At 55.2% G+C, this 15,439-nt stretch carries 14 protein-coding genes; 7 read left to right on the top strand and 7 right to left on the bottom strand.

All coding sequences use genetic code 11. From position 1 onward, the window contains the following. Positions 1–4: 4 nt before the first annotated feature. The 3 genes from CWM66_RS17565 to CWM66_RS17555 all read right to left on the bottom strand — a co-directional run bounded on the left by CWM66_RS17565 (position 5) and on the right by CWM66_RS17555 (position 2,348). Positions 5–412 (bottom strand): DoxX family protein, encoded by a 408-nt coding sequence (locus CWM66_RS17565; RefSeq protein ID WP_007370109.1) that lies wholly within the window; start codon positions 410–412, stop codon positions 5–7. 102 nt (positions 413–514) lie between these two features. Beyond that, complete coding sequence (locus CWM66_RS17560) at positions 515–1,426, bottom strand: LysR family transcriptional regulator (RefSeq protein WP_090397782.1); 912 nt, start codon at positions 1,424–1,426, stop codon at positions 515–517. Positions 1,427–1,487: 61 nt separating this feature from the next. Continuing rightward, complete coding sequence (locus CWM66_RS17555; protein ID WP_107147008.1) at positions 1,488–2,348, bottom strand: AraC family transcriptional regulator; 861 nt, start codon at positions 2,346–2,348, stop codon at positions 1,488–1,490. A 165-nt stretch (positions 2,349–2,513) separates the two neighbouring features. Between CWM66_RS17555 and CWM66_RS17550 the strand changes: the two genes are divergently transcribed. The 3 genes from CWM66_RS17550 to CWM66_RS17540 all read left to right on the top strand — a co-directional run bounded on the left by CWM66_RS17550 (position 2,514) and on the right by CWM66_RS17540 (position 6,892). After that, on the top strand, positions 2,514–4,337 hold the full coding sequence (locus CWM66_RS17550; RefSeq protein WP_107147007.1) for a DUF2264 domain-containing protein: 1,824 nt from the start codon (positions 2,514–2,516) through the stop codon (positions 4,335–4,337). Positions 4,338–4,400: 63 nt separating this feature from the next. Then, positions 4,401–5,669, top strand: a complete 1,269-nt coding sequence (locus CWM66_RS17545; RefSeq protein WP_007370113.1) for an oligosaccharide MFS transporter — start codon at positions 4,401–4,403, stop codon at positions 5,667–5,669. 32 nt (positions 5,670–5,701) lie between these two features. Continuing rightward, positions 5,702–6,892: a glycoside hydrolase family 88 protein gene (locus tag CWM66_RS17540; RefSeq protein ID WP_035889667.1), complete on the top strand. Its 1,191-nt coding sequence runs from the start codon at positions 5,702–5,704 to the stop codon at positions 6,890–6,892. Between the two features lie 77 nt (positions 6,893–6,969). Here CWM66_RS17540 and CWM66_RS17535 read toward each other — a convergent pair whose 3' ends face one another. The 4 genes from CWM66_RS17535 to qseB all read right to left on the bottom strand — a co-directional run bounded on the left by CWM66_RS17535 (position 6,970) and on the right by qseB (position 10,009). Then, positions 6,970–7,284 (bottom strand): putative quinol monooxygenase, encoded by a 315-nt coding sequence (locus CWM66_RS17535; protein WP_035889666.1) that lies wholly within the window; start codon positions 7,282–7,284, stop codon positions 6,970–6,972. A 34-nt stretch (positions 7,285–7,318) separates the two neighbouring features. Next, positions 7,319–7,900 (bottom strand): NAD(P)H-dependent oxidoreductase, encoded by a 582-nt coding sequence (locus CWM66_RS17530; protein ID WP_007370116.1) that lies wholly within the window; start codon positions 7,898–7,900, stop codon positions 7,319–7,321. 106 nt (positions 7,901–8,006) lie between these two features. Beyond that, positions 8,007–9,353, bottom strand: a complete 1,347-nt coding sequence (gene qseC, locus CWM66_RS17525) for a quorum sensing histidine kinase QseC (RefSeq protein ID WP_007370117.1) — start codon at positions 9,351–9,353, stop codon at positions 8,007–8,009. Next, positions 9,350–10,009, bottom strand: a complete 660-nt coding sequence (gene qseB / locus CWM66_RS17520; RefSeq protein WP_107147006.1) for a quorum sensing response regulator transcription factor QseB — start codon at positions 10,007–10,009, stop codon at positions 9,350–9,352. Before qseB ends, qseC begins: the two co-directional genes overlap by 4 nt. A 147-nt stretch (positions 10,010–10,156) precedes the next feature. On the opposite strand from qseB, the gene CWM66_RS17515 reads away from it, so the two are divergent. From CWM66_RS17515 to ftsP, 4 genes are all read left to right on the top strand, one after another. Continuing rightward, positions 10,157–10,546, top strand: coding sequence for a YgiW/YdeI family stress tolerance OB fold protein (locus CWM66_RS17515; protein ID WP_071921526.1), 390 nt, complete (start codon positions 10,157–10,159; stop codon positions 10,544–10,546). Between the two features lie 117 nt (positions 10,547–10,663). After that, positions 10,664–12,922 carry a DNA topoisomerase IV subunit A gene (gene parC / locus CWM66_RS17510; protein ID WP_007370120.1) on the top strand — a complete coding sequence of 753 codons (2,259 nt, stop codon included), beginning with the start codon at positions 10,664–10,666 and terminating at the stop codon, positions 12,920–12,922. Positions 12,923–13,144: 222 nt separating this feature from the next. Further along, positions 13,145–13,882, top strand: coding sequence for a 1-acylglycerol-3-phosphate O-acyltransferase (locus tag CWM66_RS17505; protein ID WP_035889663.1), 738 nt, complete (start codon positions 13,145–13,147; stop codon positions 13,880–13,882). Between the two features lie 72 nt (positions 13,883–13,954). Beyond that, positions 13,955–15,367, top strand: coding sequence for a cell division protein FtsP (ftsP, locus tag CWM66_RS17500; protein ID WP_072439368.1), 1,413 nt, complete (start codon positions 13,955–13,957; stop codon positions 15,365–15,367). Positions 15,368–15,439 lie beyond the last annotated feature (72 nt).

Here is a 15,439-nt window from a genome sequence, read left to right as displayed (position 1 = left end):
TCCGTTAGCCTTTTACCGGGGTGGGCTTCAGGGCAAATTTGCCGTCGCCCGTCAGCGCCAGTGTTAACAGACCAACAATCCAGAAGGCCGGGAACTCCCAACCGCCGTTCGGGTTAGTAAAGAAGAAACCGGCCGGGCCATGAACGGTGAAGATCGCGCCGAGCAGAATCGGGATCAGCACAATCGCCACAATACGTGCGTAAACACCGAGGATCAGGGCAATCGCCCCTACCAGTTCAACCGCCATGGTGACATACGCCAGCCAGCCTGGCAGACCGAGCGAAGCGAAGAACTTCGCGGTGCCCGCTGGGGTGAAGGCGAAAAATTTCAGACTAAAGTGCGCCAGAAACAGAATACCGAGCGCCAGGCGCATAATCAGTGCGGCATAGGGGGTTGTGCGTTGGTCAAACATGGTGGTGTTCCTCTCAGTCAGTTGATGAGAGGAGTGTAAAGTCTTTCCAGCCGGAAAATTATCCGCGTAAAACAGGGATGTTTATTTCCATTTTGGAAATTATCACCATCCCTGTTCCCATTCCGGCTGCAGCGAGAAAACCTCCACCAGAAAATCGATCAGCACGCGGGATTTCTGCGCCAGGTAACGAGCGGGCGGATAAACGGCGAACAACGCCAGCGGCGGGGCTTCATAGGCAGTAAGCACCGGTTTTACGCGCTGCTCTTTCAACGCTTTACCGGCGACAAACACCGGAATGCGCGCTATGCCCAGGCCGGCGCAGGCGGCTTCAAGGCACACTTCAGCGTTGGAAAATTTAATATGTCCGCGCACCGGCTGAAGATGCTGTTGTTTGTGCTCATCGAGAAAAGGCCAGTGCCAGGGATCGCGGAAGTTGGTATCCACAATCAGGCTGTGTTGCTCAAGCTGCTGCCAGTGCGTGGGCTCACCCTGTCGGGCAAGGTAATCCGGCGAGGCAACCACCACATTGCGGATTGCGCACAGGCGGCGGGCCACCAAGCTGCTGTCGGAAAGCGCGCCGATGCGCAGGGCAACATCGAACCCTTCATCCACCACGTTGACCAGCCGGTCGGCAAAGCTGACATCCAGTTCGATTTCCGGGTAGTGACGGGCAAACGCCACCAGATGCGGCGTGAGCTGGGAAGTACCAAACGTGACGGGCGCAGAGATGCGCAGCAAACCAGAGGGGGCATTGGCGATATTGCGCACTGCATCGTTAAGCGCATCGTAATCAATCAACAACTGGCGGATACGGTCGTAATAGGCCAGCCCCACTTCGGTTGGCGTCAACGAGCGGGTGCTGCGTCGCAGCAGATTAACGCCCAACTCCTGTTCCAGGCGGGAGATGAGTTTTGACGCCTGGCCGTGGCTGGTACCGCAGCGTAGCGCCGCACCGGTAAAGCTACCCGTTTCCATCACCGCCACAAACATGCGATCGCAATCCAGCCGTTCCATACGTCTTTTTCCGCAGAATTATCAGTGCCTCACCATAGCAAAAGCGCGCCACGGGCAACAGTCAGCGCCGTTGCGACACGTGATTTTTACGGTATTGCAGCGGTGTTTCACCGATACCTTTCCTGAAAGCGCTAATAAACCAGGTGACGTCAGAAAATCCCACCAGTGCGGCGATGTCGCGAATGCTGTGCGGGCTGTGCAGCAGATAGTCGCAGGCTTTGCGCAGGCGAATGGTGTTGAGATAGTGATTAATCGGCTCGCCGGTTTCTTCATGGAAGCGGCGCGAGATGTAGCTGCGCGATTTCCCCAGCTCCTGCGCCAGCTTTTCCAGGCTGAATTTTTGCTGGTAGTTCTCTTCCAGCCAGAACATCACTGGCGTGGCAATGCCGCAACCTTCTTCCGGCAATTTCTCACTCTCTTCCGGCAACATACTTAGCAAATTCAACAACAGGCAGGCGACTTGTTCGCCGTTCAGTTTCGCGCTGGCGGCCAGCCTGGCGTAGCCGCTGAACAGATGGTCGATATGGGCGTGAATAGTTGCTGCATCCATCACCACCGCCGCGCCGCCGCGCTGAGAAAGTCGCTGCAAACGGCTGTGATTGTGCGGAAAATCGCGGAAATAACGGAGGATCGCGTGGTGATCAACATGAATGATAGTGCGGCGATAACTCGCCTGCGCCTGCTCATCGACCATCACTTTATGGATGGTGAGCGGTGGAAAGAAAAACAGCCGTCCAGGGCGCATGGTGTACTGGCGGTTATCGACGATCACCACGCCAAACCCCTCCTCGACGTACAGCACTTCCAGGCACTGATGCCAGTGGTGATAGCGCACCGTATTGGCAAACAGGCGGCTGAACGATGCAACCGCATCGTTGAGGGTGATCAGTTCCAGTCTCTCTGTTTGCCAGTTGTCTGCCATAGTGCAACCAAACTCAACTTTTGCCCCGATGTCGCTATTTATAAACCACAGTTTTAAATTTCCTCAACAACGGGTTCAGCTAAAGCTTGGCGGTGTGACAGAGCTAACATTTCCCCTTCCTGGCGATTCACTATGCTTCTGCCACACGATACGGGAGAGAAACCTATGCAGGCGGCGGAAGTGAAAACCTCAAATCCATTGTCATCCCGCGCGGAGGTAGCCTGCGCGTTGACGCAGATGCTGGACGCGCTGGATAAGCAGTTTCCACAGGGCGCAGCGCGATTTTCGCTGGGAGCAACCAGCGCGCATTACAGCGTAGATATTGCCGAAATGGAGGGGCTGTCCCGCGCGTTGTGGGGGTTGTTTCCGTTGATGGCGGGCGGCGATGTGGAAACGTTCAGCGATAAATATCTGACGGCCATTAAGCGCGGTACCGATCCACAATGTGCCGGTTTCTGGGGGAAAACAGGGCCGTACGATCAGCGGCTGGTGGAGATGGCCGCTTACGGTCTGGGGCTGGCGTTACTCGGCGATAAGCTGGCGGTGAAATTCAGCGAGACTGAGGCCGATAATCTGCATCAGTGGCTTAATCAAATCACCGATGCTGAGATGCCCGACAGTAACTGGAATTTCTTTGCCATCATGGTGCAACTGGGGTTTAAACGCGCCGGATTACCCTGGGAGCCAGCAGCTATCGCACACCGTTTTCGCCTGATGGATGCCTATTACCTTGGCGACGGCTGGTATTCCGATGGTCCTGGCCGACCAAAGGATTACTACATTTCGATGGCGTTCCATTTCTATGGCCTGATCTACGCCACGCTGAATGGGGAAGAGGATGCAGAACGCGCGGCGATTATCCGCCAGCGAGCCAGCCTGTTTGCACAGGACTTTATCTATATGTCGGCGGCAGAAGGGGAGTCCGTGCCGTTTGGCCGCAGCCTGACCTACCGTTTTGCGATGGTGGCTTTCTGGAGCGCGGTGGCGTTCTCCGGGCTGGAGGTCTTTTCACCTGGCGTGGTGAAAGGGCTGATCCTGCGCCATTTGCGCTGGTGGCTACGGCAGCCGATTTTCGATCGCGACGGCATCCTGACGCTCGGTTTTGCTTATCCGAACCTGGCGATGTGCGAAGACTACAACTCGCCGGGCTCGCCCTACTGGGCGCTGAAAGTCTTTTTGATCCTTGCGCTGCCGGAATCCCATACCTTCTGGCGGTCGGAAGAGCTGCCGCTGCCCGCGCTGGCTCCACAGCGCGTTATTCCGCCTGCGGGGCAGATCCTCGTGCATACCGATCAATCACGGCATGTCTGGATGCTGACATCCGGCCAGCTGGAACTGAATAACTACGTCAATACCGAGGCGAAATACACCAAATTTGCCTACTCCAGCCGGTTCGGTTTCACCATTGAACGTGGGCGCTATGGCATCAAGCATGCGGCCTGTGATTCGATGCTGTTACTCAGTGAAGGTGATAACTACTTCCGCGGTCGCCGCGAATGTGATGAGGTCGTGGTCAGCCCACAGGCGATTTTCTCCCGCTGGTCACCGTGGCATGACGTGCAGATCTCGACGTGGCTTATTCCCTGTGAAAACTGGCATTTACGCGTGCATAGCATTGATTCACAACGCCATTTACAGAGCGTCGAGGGCGGTTTTGCGGTGCTGAAAGCCCCGCATCGTCATGAGCAAAACGGCAGCCTGGTAGCGGCGGAAAATGGCGTCAGCGGTATTTTCGAACTGCTGGCTGATAATCCGCGGGAAGCTGACAGCGTGGTAACGCCGCCGAACAGCAGCATTATGTTTGCTCCTTGCGCCTCCATTCCTGTGCTGCGCGGCACGATAATGCCGGGCCGGCAATGGCTGGCCTGTGCGGTGCAGGCGGCCGTGACAGAGCAGGTGTTTCATTCGCACTTACCGCAATTATCCATAGAAGAAGATGCGCTGGTGATCCATTCGCCCGCGCAGGAAAAAATCGTCATTACATTTTAATTAAACGCCCGGCTGCGGCCGGGTAAATATCTCTGAACCCTACATGCTTTCGTCGAGGATAGTATGGAAAGAATAGCCATTAATAATAAAGCAGAGTATTACAAAATCAGCAGCTTTATATTTCTCTACTTTTTTACCTGGTCCGCCAGTATTGGTTTGCTGGCTATCTGGTTGGGGCAAAAAGCCAATCTTAGCGGAACGGTAATTGGTACTGTATTTGCTATTAATGGGATATTTTCAGTGATCCTGAAACCAATATATGGTTATATCCTGGATAAAATCGGCATGAGCAAATATTTGCTCTATTTTGTTGTGCTGATGTCTGCGCTGATGGCACCATTTTTTATCTACGTGTATCAACCGCTACTTATTTCCAATACCTTAGTGGGCATTATTGTCGGCGCGATTTATTTAAGTTTTGCCTGGTATGCCGGGGTTGCTGCCTGCGAATCCTATACCGATCGTTACAGTCGCTTAAACGGCATGGAGTTCGGGCAAATCCGCATGTGGGGATCGCTCGGCTGGGCTGTTGCATCGTCGTTTTCCGGCCTGCTGTTTAACCTCTCGCCAGCTTATAACTTCATCATGGGTTCTGTTGCCTCGCTGATCATGCTGGTGGTTCTACTGAGCCTGAAAGTGAATGTCCACTCCGCTCACGCCAGCGATGTGCTGACGAAAGAGAAAATCGTGCCAGCGGATGTTTACGCGCTGCTGCGTAACCGCAAATTCTGGGCTTTCTGCCTGTATGTTGCAGGCGTGGCGTGGATGATGTTTATCGCGGAACAGCAGTTCTCCCGCTACTTTGTCACCTTCTTTACGGATATCCACCAGGGCAACGCGGTGTTTGGTTACCTGGGCACGGTGCAGTCCGGCATGGAATTTGTCATGTATATGGTGATCCCGCTGTTCGTTAATTTTATCGGTGCAAAGCGCGGGTTGCTGATTGTCGGGTTGGTAGTGGGCGCGCGGCTGATTATTTCCGGGCTGTGCGAATCGCATCTGCTGATTTCGGTATTAAAACCGCTGTACGGTCTGGAAATCTGCCTGCTGTTGGTGTCGGTATTTAAATATATCGCCGAGCATTTTGATAAGCGGGTTAACGCCACCATGTATTTATTAGGTTATCAGGCCATGCTGTATGTCGGTAATGTGGTGGTCTCTTCTCCGGCCGGAATATTATATGACCGTATCGGCTTTGAAAATACCTACATCATTATGGGCTGTATTGCACTGAGCTTTACTTTTATTTCGTTATTTACCTTGTCTGCCTGCCAGAGCAAATGGCGACAACATGGACCATTAGATATTGCCCGCGATAATGCAGCGCGCTGATCTTATTTTCTGTAACAACAAGGAACCGAAATATGTTAAGTAAAATCGTTGAGGAAACGTTACGCGATTATCCGGGCACGCCGATGGATGTGCAGTCGTTTAAAGATGAACTGGATTCCGCGCGTGCGCATACCCTTGAACTGATTCGCCGTCATTTAACGGATTTCGGTGATAAATTCCCCGCCGAAACCTGCGTCCACGGCTATTATCCGCTGACCGAAAATGTTGAGTGGACCACCAGCTTCTGGACCGGGCAATTGTGGCTGGCGTGGGAGATGAGCGGCGATGACGGTTTCCGTGCGATGGCGGAGCGCCACGTGCGCTCGTTTGGTCTGCGCATTGCCGGACGTCACGATACCAACACACACGATCTGGGCTTCTTATATACGCTCTCCTGCGTGGCGGCCTGGCGTCTGACCAGCAATCATGAGGCGCGCGGGTTTGCCCTGCTGGCTGCCGAAGCACTGCTGGAACGCTTTCACGAGAAAGCGCAGATCATCCAGGCGTGGGGCGATTTGCAGGATCCTGAGCAGGCCGGGCGCATGATTATCGACTGCAACATGAATCTGCCGCTGCTTTACTGGGCCAGTGAGCAGACCGGGGATCGGCGCTTTGCCCAGGCTGCGCAGGCACATGTACAGCAAGCGGCGAAATACCTGATCCGTGAAGATGCTTCCACTTTTCACACGTATTATATGGACGTGCAAACGGGCGCACCGTGCTATGGCAACACGCAGCAGGGGTATGCCGATGACTCCTGCTGGTCGCGCGGCCAGGCGTGGGGGATTTATGGTTTCCTGCTGAGCTTTATTTACACCGGTGATAAAGAGATGGTGGCGCTGTCGAAACGGCTGGCGAATTACTTCCTCAACCGTCTACCGGAAGATGCGGTGTGCCACTGGGATCTGGCGCTGGTGGGCAGCGATGCGCTGCGTGACTCCTCTTCGGCGGCGATTGCGGTGTGCGGCTTGCTGGAACTGATTAAACATCTGCCGGTGACCGATCCCGATCGCGCGCGCTATCAACAATGGGCGATGCGCATTATGTCGTCGCTGGGTAAGCACTACCTGGCCGGGAAAAATGAAGCCACGACCGGGCTGCTGAAACATTCGGTCTACCATCTGTCGGGCAATAAAGGGGTGGATGAGTGCTGTAGCTGGGGGGATTACTTCTATGTGGAGGCGCTGGCGCGCTTTTCGCAGAGCTGGAAACTGTACTGGTAGAAATAAAAATGCCGGATAGCGGCTGCGCTTATCCGGCTTTCGTCACTTCCCCTCGCCGTGCGGTGAGGGTCGCATGCTCAAAGACCCGCTTGCAGAATGCGGATATGCGTTTCCAGCACGTCGCCTTTGACCGCTTCGCTCCACGCTTTCATGTGCGGCGTTTGCAGGTGCGCTTCAAGATGCGCCACGCTTTCCCACAGCTCCACCATCATAATGGAATCCGGCGCAGTAGCCTGGAAACTAACGCCCGCAGCGTGATCGACCAGCGGCTCATAGCCGTGACAACCCTCTTCCTGCAACACAACAGGAACGATTTTCGCGAACTGATCGAGCACCGCCTGGCGATGATGCTGCCCGGGACGGGTACGGATTTCGGCAATAACTGTCAACATAATTGGCTAACTCCTTCTAAGTCCAGCTACACAGTTAAGCAAAAATCTCCGCCAGATGCTTGCGATATTCTGCGATATAGCGCGGCACGTCAGGCATTTTAATCACGTCATTGGTGATAAAGGTCGGCAGCGCTTCCATGCCGAGGAACTGATTCGCTTTGTGGAACGGCAGGTAAACACCATCAACGCCGACACCGTGGAAGAACTGATCTTTCTCGGTGAACGCTTCCATCGGCGCATTCCAGGTCAGCGACAGCATATAGGTTTTGCCCTGGATCAGACCGCCGGAACCGTATTTTTTGGAGGCATCGGAACGGGTACGGCCATCGCTGGCGTACAGTGAACCGTGACCTTCGGTGAACACGTCATCCATATATTTCTTCACCGTCCACGGCGCGCCCATCCACCAGCCCGGCATCTGCCAGATAATGGTGTCGGCCCACAGGAAGTTCTGCACTTCCGCCTTGATGTCGTACTCGCCGTCGGTACGCACGGTTTTAACATCATGTCCGAGGTCGCGCAGATAGCTTTCCGCGACTTCGGTCAGGGTGTCGTTCAGTTGACCATTAGAGTGCGCGAATTTTTTCGCACCGTTGATAATCAGAATATTGCTCATGGGATGTCCTCAATCAAAATCGAATGACGGCAATGTTACCCTGAACATCGGCACGGAAAAATTGGCAAAAAGTGCAAAGACTTTTACGTTGGGGGCAATAATCGCGTTACCACGTTATTTGCGCGACAAAGCCTCCCTCAGGATGATTGCTGAAGGAAACCGACATGTGATGCAGCCTGGCGATGCGTTTAACAATCGACAAACCGAGCCCGCTGCCGGTGGCGCTTTGCCCTGGCGGGCGGTAGAAACGCTCACCGGCGCGCTTTTGCATCTCATCGCTCATGCCGGGGCCGTTATCCCGCACGGTCAGTGAGTGGCTATCGAGCGTGACATCCACCGTGCTTCCCGGCGGGCTGTAGCGGATCGCATTATCCAGCAGATTGCGGATCAGCAGGCTGAGCAACAGCGGCTGGCCTTCGCGGCTGACGGAGGGCGTATTCAGATGTAAACGCACTTCAATACCCGCTTGTTGCGCCGGGTGATAAATATCCATGATGGCCGATTGCAATACGTTCTCCAGCGCAACGGTTTCGATATCCGCCAGATTATCCAGCGAATCCAGCCTTGATAAGGTGAGTAACTGATCAACCAGGCGTGTGGCGCGATCAATACCGCGATGCAGCTGGGAGAGCGCCTTTTGCAGCGCTTCGGGGTCGTCATCGGAAAGCTGCGCCACTTCGGTTTGTACTTTCAGCGCCGCCAGCGGGCTACGCAGCTCATGCGCGGCATCTGAGGTGAAGCGCCGCTCGCGCAGCATCATGGTGTGCGTGCGGGCAAAAAGCTGATTCAGCGCATCGACTAGCGGCCGCACCTCGCTGGGCACGCCTTGCGTATTGAGTGGTTGAGCGAGATCCGGCGCGCGATGCCGCAGTGCCAGCGCCAGTTTTTTCAGTGGCCGCAATTCAATACTCAGCAGCACGATCAGTAAGATCAGCATTAATGGCAGGGCCACCAGCCAGGGCGTGAGCTGGGAGGTAATGATCTCCAGTGCCATCTCCTGGCGATATTCCCACTCCTGGCCGACCACAATGCGGAAGGTATTGTCCGGTGCGGTCAGCCAGAGAAAACGCCAGCGTTCGTCATCATCGCGCAAATGACCATTATCAAAGCCTTCTCGCCGATAGCTGTAAGGGATCTCTTTGCCGTTTTCGCCGTCGTGCAGCAGCATTTTGCCGTCGGTTGAATAGATGGCGAATGCCAGCGCATCATCGTCCAGATGACCGTGTTTGATCTTCTTGCTGGCGATCTGCGGCGCGGGATTTTTAAGCTGTTCAAATTCCATCACGCTTAAGCGTTTGGCAAACAACATTTGCTGCGTATCGAACAATTTATCGAGCTTTGAACGCGTCTGATCCCAGGCCACCAGGCTGGCGCACAGCCAGGCCGCCATAGCCAGCAGAAAGAAGAGTAGGGTCAGGCGCAGACGCAGACTCAGTGGACGGGCAATTTTCATGCGTCTCCCAGCGTATAACCGATGCCATGAACGGTGCGGATAAACGCGCTACCGAGCTTGCGCCGCAAGTGGTGGACATGCACTTCAACCGCGTTGCTGGAGACTTCATCGTCCCAGTTATAGAGTTTCTCTTCGATTAATTTACGCGGCAACACGCGTCCGGCGTTGCGTAGCAACAGCTCCAGCAGGGCAAACTCTTTCGGCTTTAACACCAGCGTTTCGCCCTCAAGCGTGGCAATCAGGCTGACAGGATCAAGGGTTACCGGGCCGTGTCGCAGCACGCTTTGCGTCTGCCCGTGGGTGCGGCGAATAAGCACTTCCAGCCGGGCGGCGACTTCGACCAGCGCAAAAGGTTTGCACAGATAATCATCCGCGCCCAGGCGCAAACCTTCGACACGCTGGTCAATGGCATCGCGGGCGGTGAGGATTAATACCGGTTCGCTGCGTTTTTGGCTGCGCCAGTGGCGAAGAATATCCAGCCCGTCAATGCCTGGCAGCGTTAAATCCAGGATCACCACATCGTAAGGCGCGGCAAACAGCGCGGCCTGACCCTGCTTGCCTTCGGTGAACCAGTCAATGCTAAATCCTTTTTTGCTCAGCCCGGCTTTGATGCCATCGCCGATGAGCGTGTCATCTTCAATCAATAAAATGCGCACATGGCCTCCTTTCTCACTAGACTCTCACGCAGTTAAACCGCTTGCGACAGGTAATGTACAGCGGAAATTTTTCTTTTCTCCCCTTAAGAAGTTGTTAAGAAGTTGCAGGTTAAATGAGCGGAAACCACAGGAAAAGGGAGAGAAAAGATGAAGAAGATTTCTGCAATTATCGCCGCTATTGCACTGTGTTCCGCCCCCGCTTTCGCGGCAAATCAGGGGGGCTTTACCGGTCCGGGATCTGCGCAGCAGAGCGGTGGATTTACCGGCCCGGACAGCAGCAAAGCGACCGTCGAAAGCTCTAAGTCGCTGCGTGACGATGCCTGGGTTACGCTGCGTGGCAACATTGTCGAGCGCCTCTCTGACGATACTTATTTATTTAAGGATGCAACCGGCACCATCAATGTCGATATCAACCGTAAACGCTGGAATGGCGTGACGGTCGGGCCACAGGATGTGGTCGAAATTCAGGGCGAAGTCGATAAAGACTGGAATTCAGTGGAAATCGACGTCAAAGAGATTCGCAAAGTCACTCAGTAAGCGCCTGTTGTGCGCGAAAAATCGCTCATCGCTATGACTCTTCGCCGCAGATAAGGTAGTATCTGCGGCAATATTGCCGCCGCACAGGCGGCCGCATACGTTGAGGAATCTCGATTAATGAGCGATATGGCAGAGCGCCTTGCGCTGCATGAATTTACGGAAAACGCATACCTGAACTACTCCATGTACGTCATCATGGATCGTGCGTTGCCGTTTATCGGTGATGGCCTGAAACCGGTTCAGCGCCGCATCGTTTACGCAATGTCAGAGCTGGGGTTGAACGCCAGCGCGAAGTTTAAAAAATCCGCCCGTACGGTCGGCGATGTATTGGGTAAATACCATCCGCACGGCGATAGCGCCTGTTACGAAGCGATGGTGCTGATGGCGCAGCCGTTCTCCTACCGCTATCCGCTGGTGGATGGCCAGGGCAACTGGGGCGCGCCGGACGATCCGAAATCCTTCGCCGCCATGCGTTATACCGAATCCCGCCTGTCGAAATACGCCGAACTGCTGCTCAGTGAACTGGGCCAGGGCACCGTTGACTGGGTGCCGAACTTCGATGGTACGTTGCAGGAGCCGAAAATGCTGCCTGCACGGTTGCCGAACATCCTGCTGAACGGCACTACCGGTATTGCGGTTGGGATGGCGACAGACATTCCGCCGCACAACCTGCGTGAGGTGGCGAATGCCGCCATCGCCCTGATTGAACAGCCGAAAACCACGCTCGATCAACTGCTGGATATTGTGCAGGGGCCGGATTATCCGACTGAAGCAGAGATCATCACCTCCCGCGCTGAAATTCGTAAAATTTACCAGAACGGTCGCGGCTCGGTGCGCATGCGCGCGGTGTGGAAAAAAGAGGATGGCGCAGTAGTGATCACGGCGCTGCCGCATCAGGTTTCCGGCGCGCGCGTGCTGGAGCAGATTGCCGCCCAGATGCGCAATAAAAAGCTGCCGATGGTCGATGATCTGCGTGACGAGTCGGATCATGAAAACCCGACGCGTCTGGTGATTGTGCCGCGCTCTAATCGCGTGGATATGGAGCAGGTGATGAATCACCTGTTCGCCACCACCGATCTGGAAAAGAGCTATCGCATTAACCTGAACATGATCGGTCTGGATGGTCGCCCGGCGGTGAAAAACCTGCTGGAGATCCTTACCGAATGGCTGGCGTTCCGCCGCGATACCGTACGTCGCCGTCTGAACCATCGTCTGGAGAAAGTGCTTAAACGCCTGCATATCCTTGAAGGTTTGCTGGTGGCGTTTCTCAATATCGACGAAGTGATCGAAATTATCCGTACTGAAGATGATCCGAAACCGGCGTTGATGTCGCGTTTTGGCATCAGTGAAACGCAGGCGGAAGCGATCCTTGAGTTAAAACTGCGTCATCTCGCCAAACTGGAAGAGATGAAAATTCGCGGTGAGCAAAACGATCTGGAAAAAGAGCGCGATCAGTTGCAGGCGATCCTGGCTTCCGAGCGCAAGATGGACAATCTGCTGAAGAAAGAGCTGCAGGCTGATGCCACAGCATTTGGCGACGATCGCCGTTCGCCGCTGCATGAGCGTGAAGAAGCGAAAGCGATGAACGAGCATGACATGCAGCCGTCCGAGCCGGTTACTATCGTGCTGTCGCAAATGGGCTGGGTGCGCAGCGCCAAAGGCCATGACATCGATGCGCAGGGTCTGAGCTACAAAGCCGGAGACAGCTGGAAGGCGTCGGTAAAAGGTAAGAGCAACCAGCCCGTGGTGTTTATTGATACCACCGGGCGCAGTTACGCTATCGATCCGATTACGCTGCCGTCTGCGCGCGGCCAGGGCGAACCATTAACCGGTAAGCTGACGCTGCCGCCGGGCGCGACGGTTGAGCATATGATCATGAGTAACGACGATCAGAAGCTGCTGATGGCTTCCGATGCTGGTTACGGCTTTGTCTGCACCTTCAACGATTTAGTGGCGCGCAACCGCGCCGGTAAAACGCTGATCAGCCTGCCGGATGGGGCGAAAGTGATGCCGCCGCTGGCGATCGACAACGATGACGATATGCTGCTGGCCATCACCACCGCAGGGCGTATGCTGATGTTCCCGGTGAGCGAGTTGCCGCAGTTGTCGAAAGGCAAAGGCAACAAGATCATTGGCATTCCGTCGGCGGATGCGGCGAAAGGTGTTGATAGTCTGGCGCATCTCTATTTGCTGCCGCCGCTCAGCACGCTGACCATCCACGTCGGCAAACGTAAAATCAAACTGCGTCCGGAAGAGTTGCAGAAAGTGCAGGGCGAGCGCGGACGCCGCGGTACGTTGATGCGCGGCTTGCAGAAAATCGACCGCGTGGAGATTGATGCACCTTCCCGTCCGACGGTAGGCGATAGCGAAGAATAATCTTCCTAAAGTGTGCGCCTCTCCTTCCTGGAGGGGCGCATGTACACGTAAAATTTCCCGTAAAAGCGTTGTTTATTCGTGCATTGCGATTAACAATACGTTGTTTTAAAGGCCGCATAACAAAAAGTCCAGACCAGGTAATGGTCATTGGTGGCACAGCCTGTTTTAGCATCATTGCAGGCATGGATATTATGCTCAAAGGTATGGGCTTCAGAGGTCGCTATGCTATTCATTTTTCGTGTAATCATCGTTGTTATTTACTCCATTCTGGTGTGCGTATTCGGGTCAATCTACTGTCTGTTCAGTCCGCGTAATCCTAAGCATGTCGCCACGTTCGGCCATATGTTTGGTCGGCTTGCGCCGGTACTTGGGCTGAAAGTAGAAACTCGCCTGCCGCCGGGCGCTGAGAAATTCGGTAACGCGATTTACATCGCCAACCACCAGAACAACTACGATATGGTTACGGCGTCCAGCATTGTGCTGCCGCCAACGGTGACGGTGGGCAAAAAGAGCCTGCTGTGGATCCCGTTTTTCGGCCAGCTTTACTGGCTGGCTGGCAACCTGCTGATCGACCGTGATAACCGTGCGAAAGCGCACGGCACCATTGCTCAGGTGGTGAAACAGATCCAGAAACGCAATATCTCTGTCTGGATGTTCCCGGAAGGCACCCGTAGCCGTGGACGCGGTCTGCTGCCGTTTAAAACCGGCGCATTTCACGCGGCGATTGCGGCGGGCGTGCCGATTATCCCGGTTTGTGTTTCTACCACCTCTAACAAAATCAACCTTAACCGCCTGCGCAACGGGCTGGCGATTGTTGAGATGCTGCCGCCTATTGATGTGGCGCAGTTTGGTAAAGATCAGGTTCGCCAGTTGGCGATGCACTGCCATGATCTGATGGCAAAGAAGATTGAAGAGCTTGATAAAGAAGTTGCCGAACGCGAAGCAGCCGGCCGGGTTTAATCTTTCGTCACAAAGCAAGTCCGGCGGCGGTATCGCTTTCGGCGTATTGAGTTAGTTTTACACGGAGCAAATATGTCACTCAGTCGGCGTCAGTTTCTTCAGGCATCAGGAGTTGCGCTTTGTGCAGGCGCGGTGCCGCTGAGGGCAAATGCTGCCGGGCAGCAACCCCCGCTGCCGGTTCCTCCTCTACTGGAATCGCGACGCGGCCAGCCGCTATTTATGACGCTGCAACGCGCGCACTGGTCATTTGCTACCGGTACCCGCGCGCAGGTCTCCGGCATTAATGGGCGTTATCTGGGGCCGACCATTCGCGTCTGGAACGGTGACGACGTTAAGCTGATTTACAGTAACCGGCTGGCGGAGAATGTCGCCATGACCGTCAGCGGTTTGCAGGTGCCAGGCCCGCTAATGGGCGGTGCCGCGCGGATGATGACGGCGAACAACGACTGGGCGCCGGTGCTGCCGATCCGCCAGAGCGCGGCGACGCTGTGGTATCACGCCAACACGCCGAACCGCAGCGCTCAACAGGTTTACAGCGGCCTTGCCGGTATGTGGCTGGTGGAAGATGAAATCAGCAAATCGCTGCCGGTGCCGAACCACTACGGCGTGGATGATTTTCCGGTCATTATTCAGGACAAAAGGCTGGATAACTTCGGTACGCCGGAGTACAGCGAGCCGGGGAGCGGCGGATTTGTCGGCGATACCCTGATGGTGAACGGCGCGCAAAGCCCGTATGTTGAAGTCTCGCGCGGGTGGGTGCGCCTGCGCTTACTGAATGCCTCCAACTCCCGCCGCTATCAGTTGCAAATGAGCGATGGCCGCGCGCTGCATGTGATTGCGGGCGATCAGGGGTTTTTACCTGCGCCCGTTTCCGTGAAACAACTGTCGCTGGCGCCCGGCGAGCGTCGCGAAGTGCTGGTGGATATGACCAACGGCGATGAAGTGTCGATCACCTGCGGTGAGGCGGCGAGTTTGATGGACAGACTGCGCGGCATTTTTGAGCCGTCCAGCATTTTAATCTCTACGCTGGTGCTGACGCTGCGTCCGACCGGGCTGCTGCCGCTGGTAACTGATACGCTGCCGATGCGTCTGCTGCCGTCCGATGTCCTGGCCGGCACGCCGACGCGCAGCCGCGATATTACGTTGGGCAGCGATCCGGGCATTAACGGTCAATTGTGGGACACGCAGCGTATTGATATCACCACACAGCAAGGGACATGGGAACGCTGGACCGTGCGCGCAGAAATGCCGCAGTCGTTCCACATTGAAGGCGTAATGTTCCTCGTGCGCAACGTGAACGGCGCGCTGCCGTTCCCGGAAGATCGGGGCTGGAAAGACACGGTGTGGATCGACGGGCAGGTTGAACTGCTGGTGTGGTTTGGTCAGCCTTCATGGCCGCACTTTCCTTTTCAGTTCCAGAGCCAGACGCTGGAAATGGCCGATCGTGGCTCGGTGGGGCAACTGCTGGTCAACCCGTCGGCGTAAATTCCACAGCCTGATAAAGCACTTATCAGGCTTATGTTTCCTGAGCTTTTTGGGCACCGGAAACAAGCGCGT

Origin of the sequence: Kosakonia sp. H7A, from assembly GCF_003028445.1 — a bacterium.
GTDB lineage: Bacteria > Pseudomonadota > Gammaproteobacteria > Enterobacterales > Enterobacteriaceae > Kosakonia > Kosakonia radicincitans.
The sequence above is the reverse complement of the archived record's forward strand: the minus strand, read 5'-3'. Positions and strand labels throughout refer to the sequence as shown.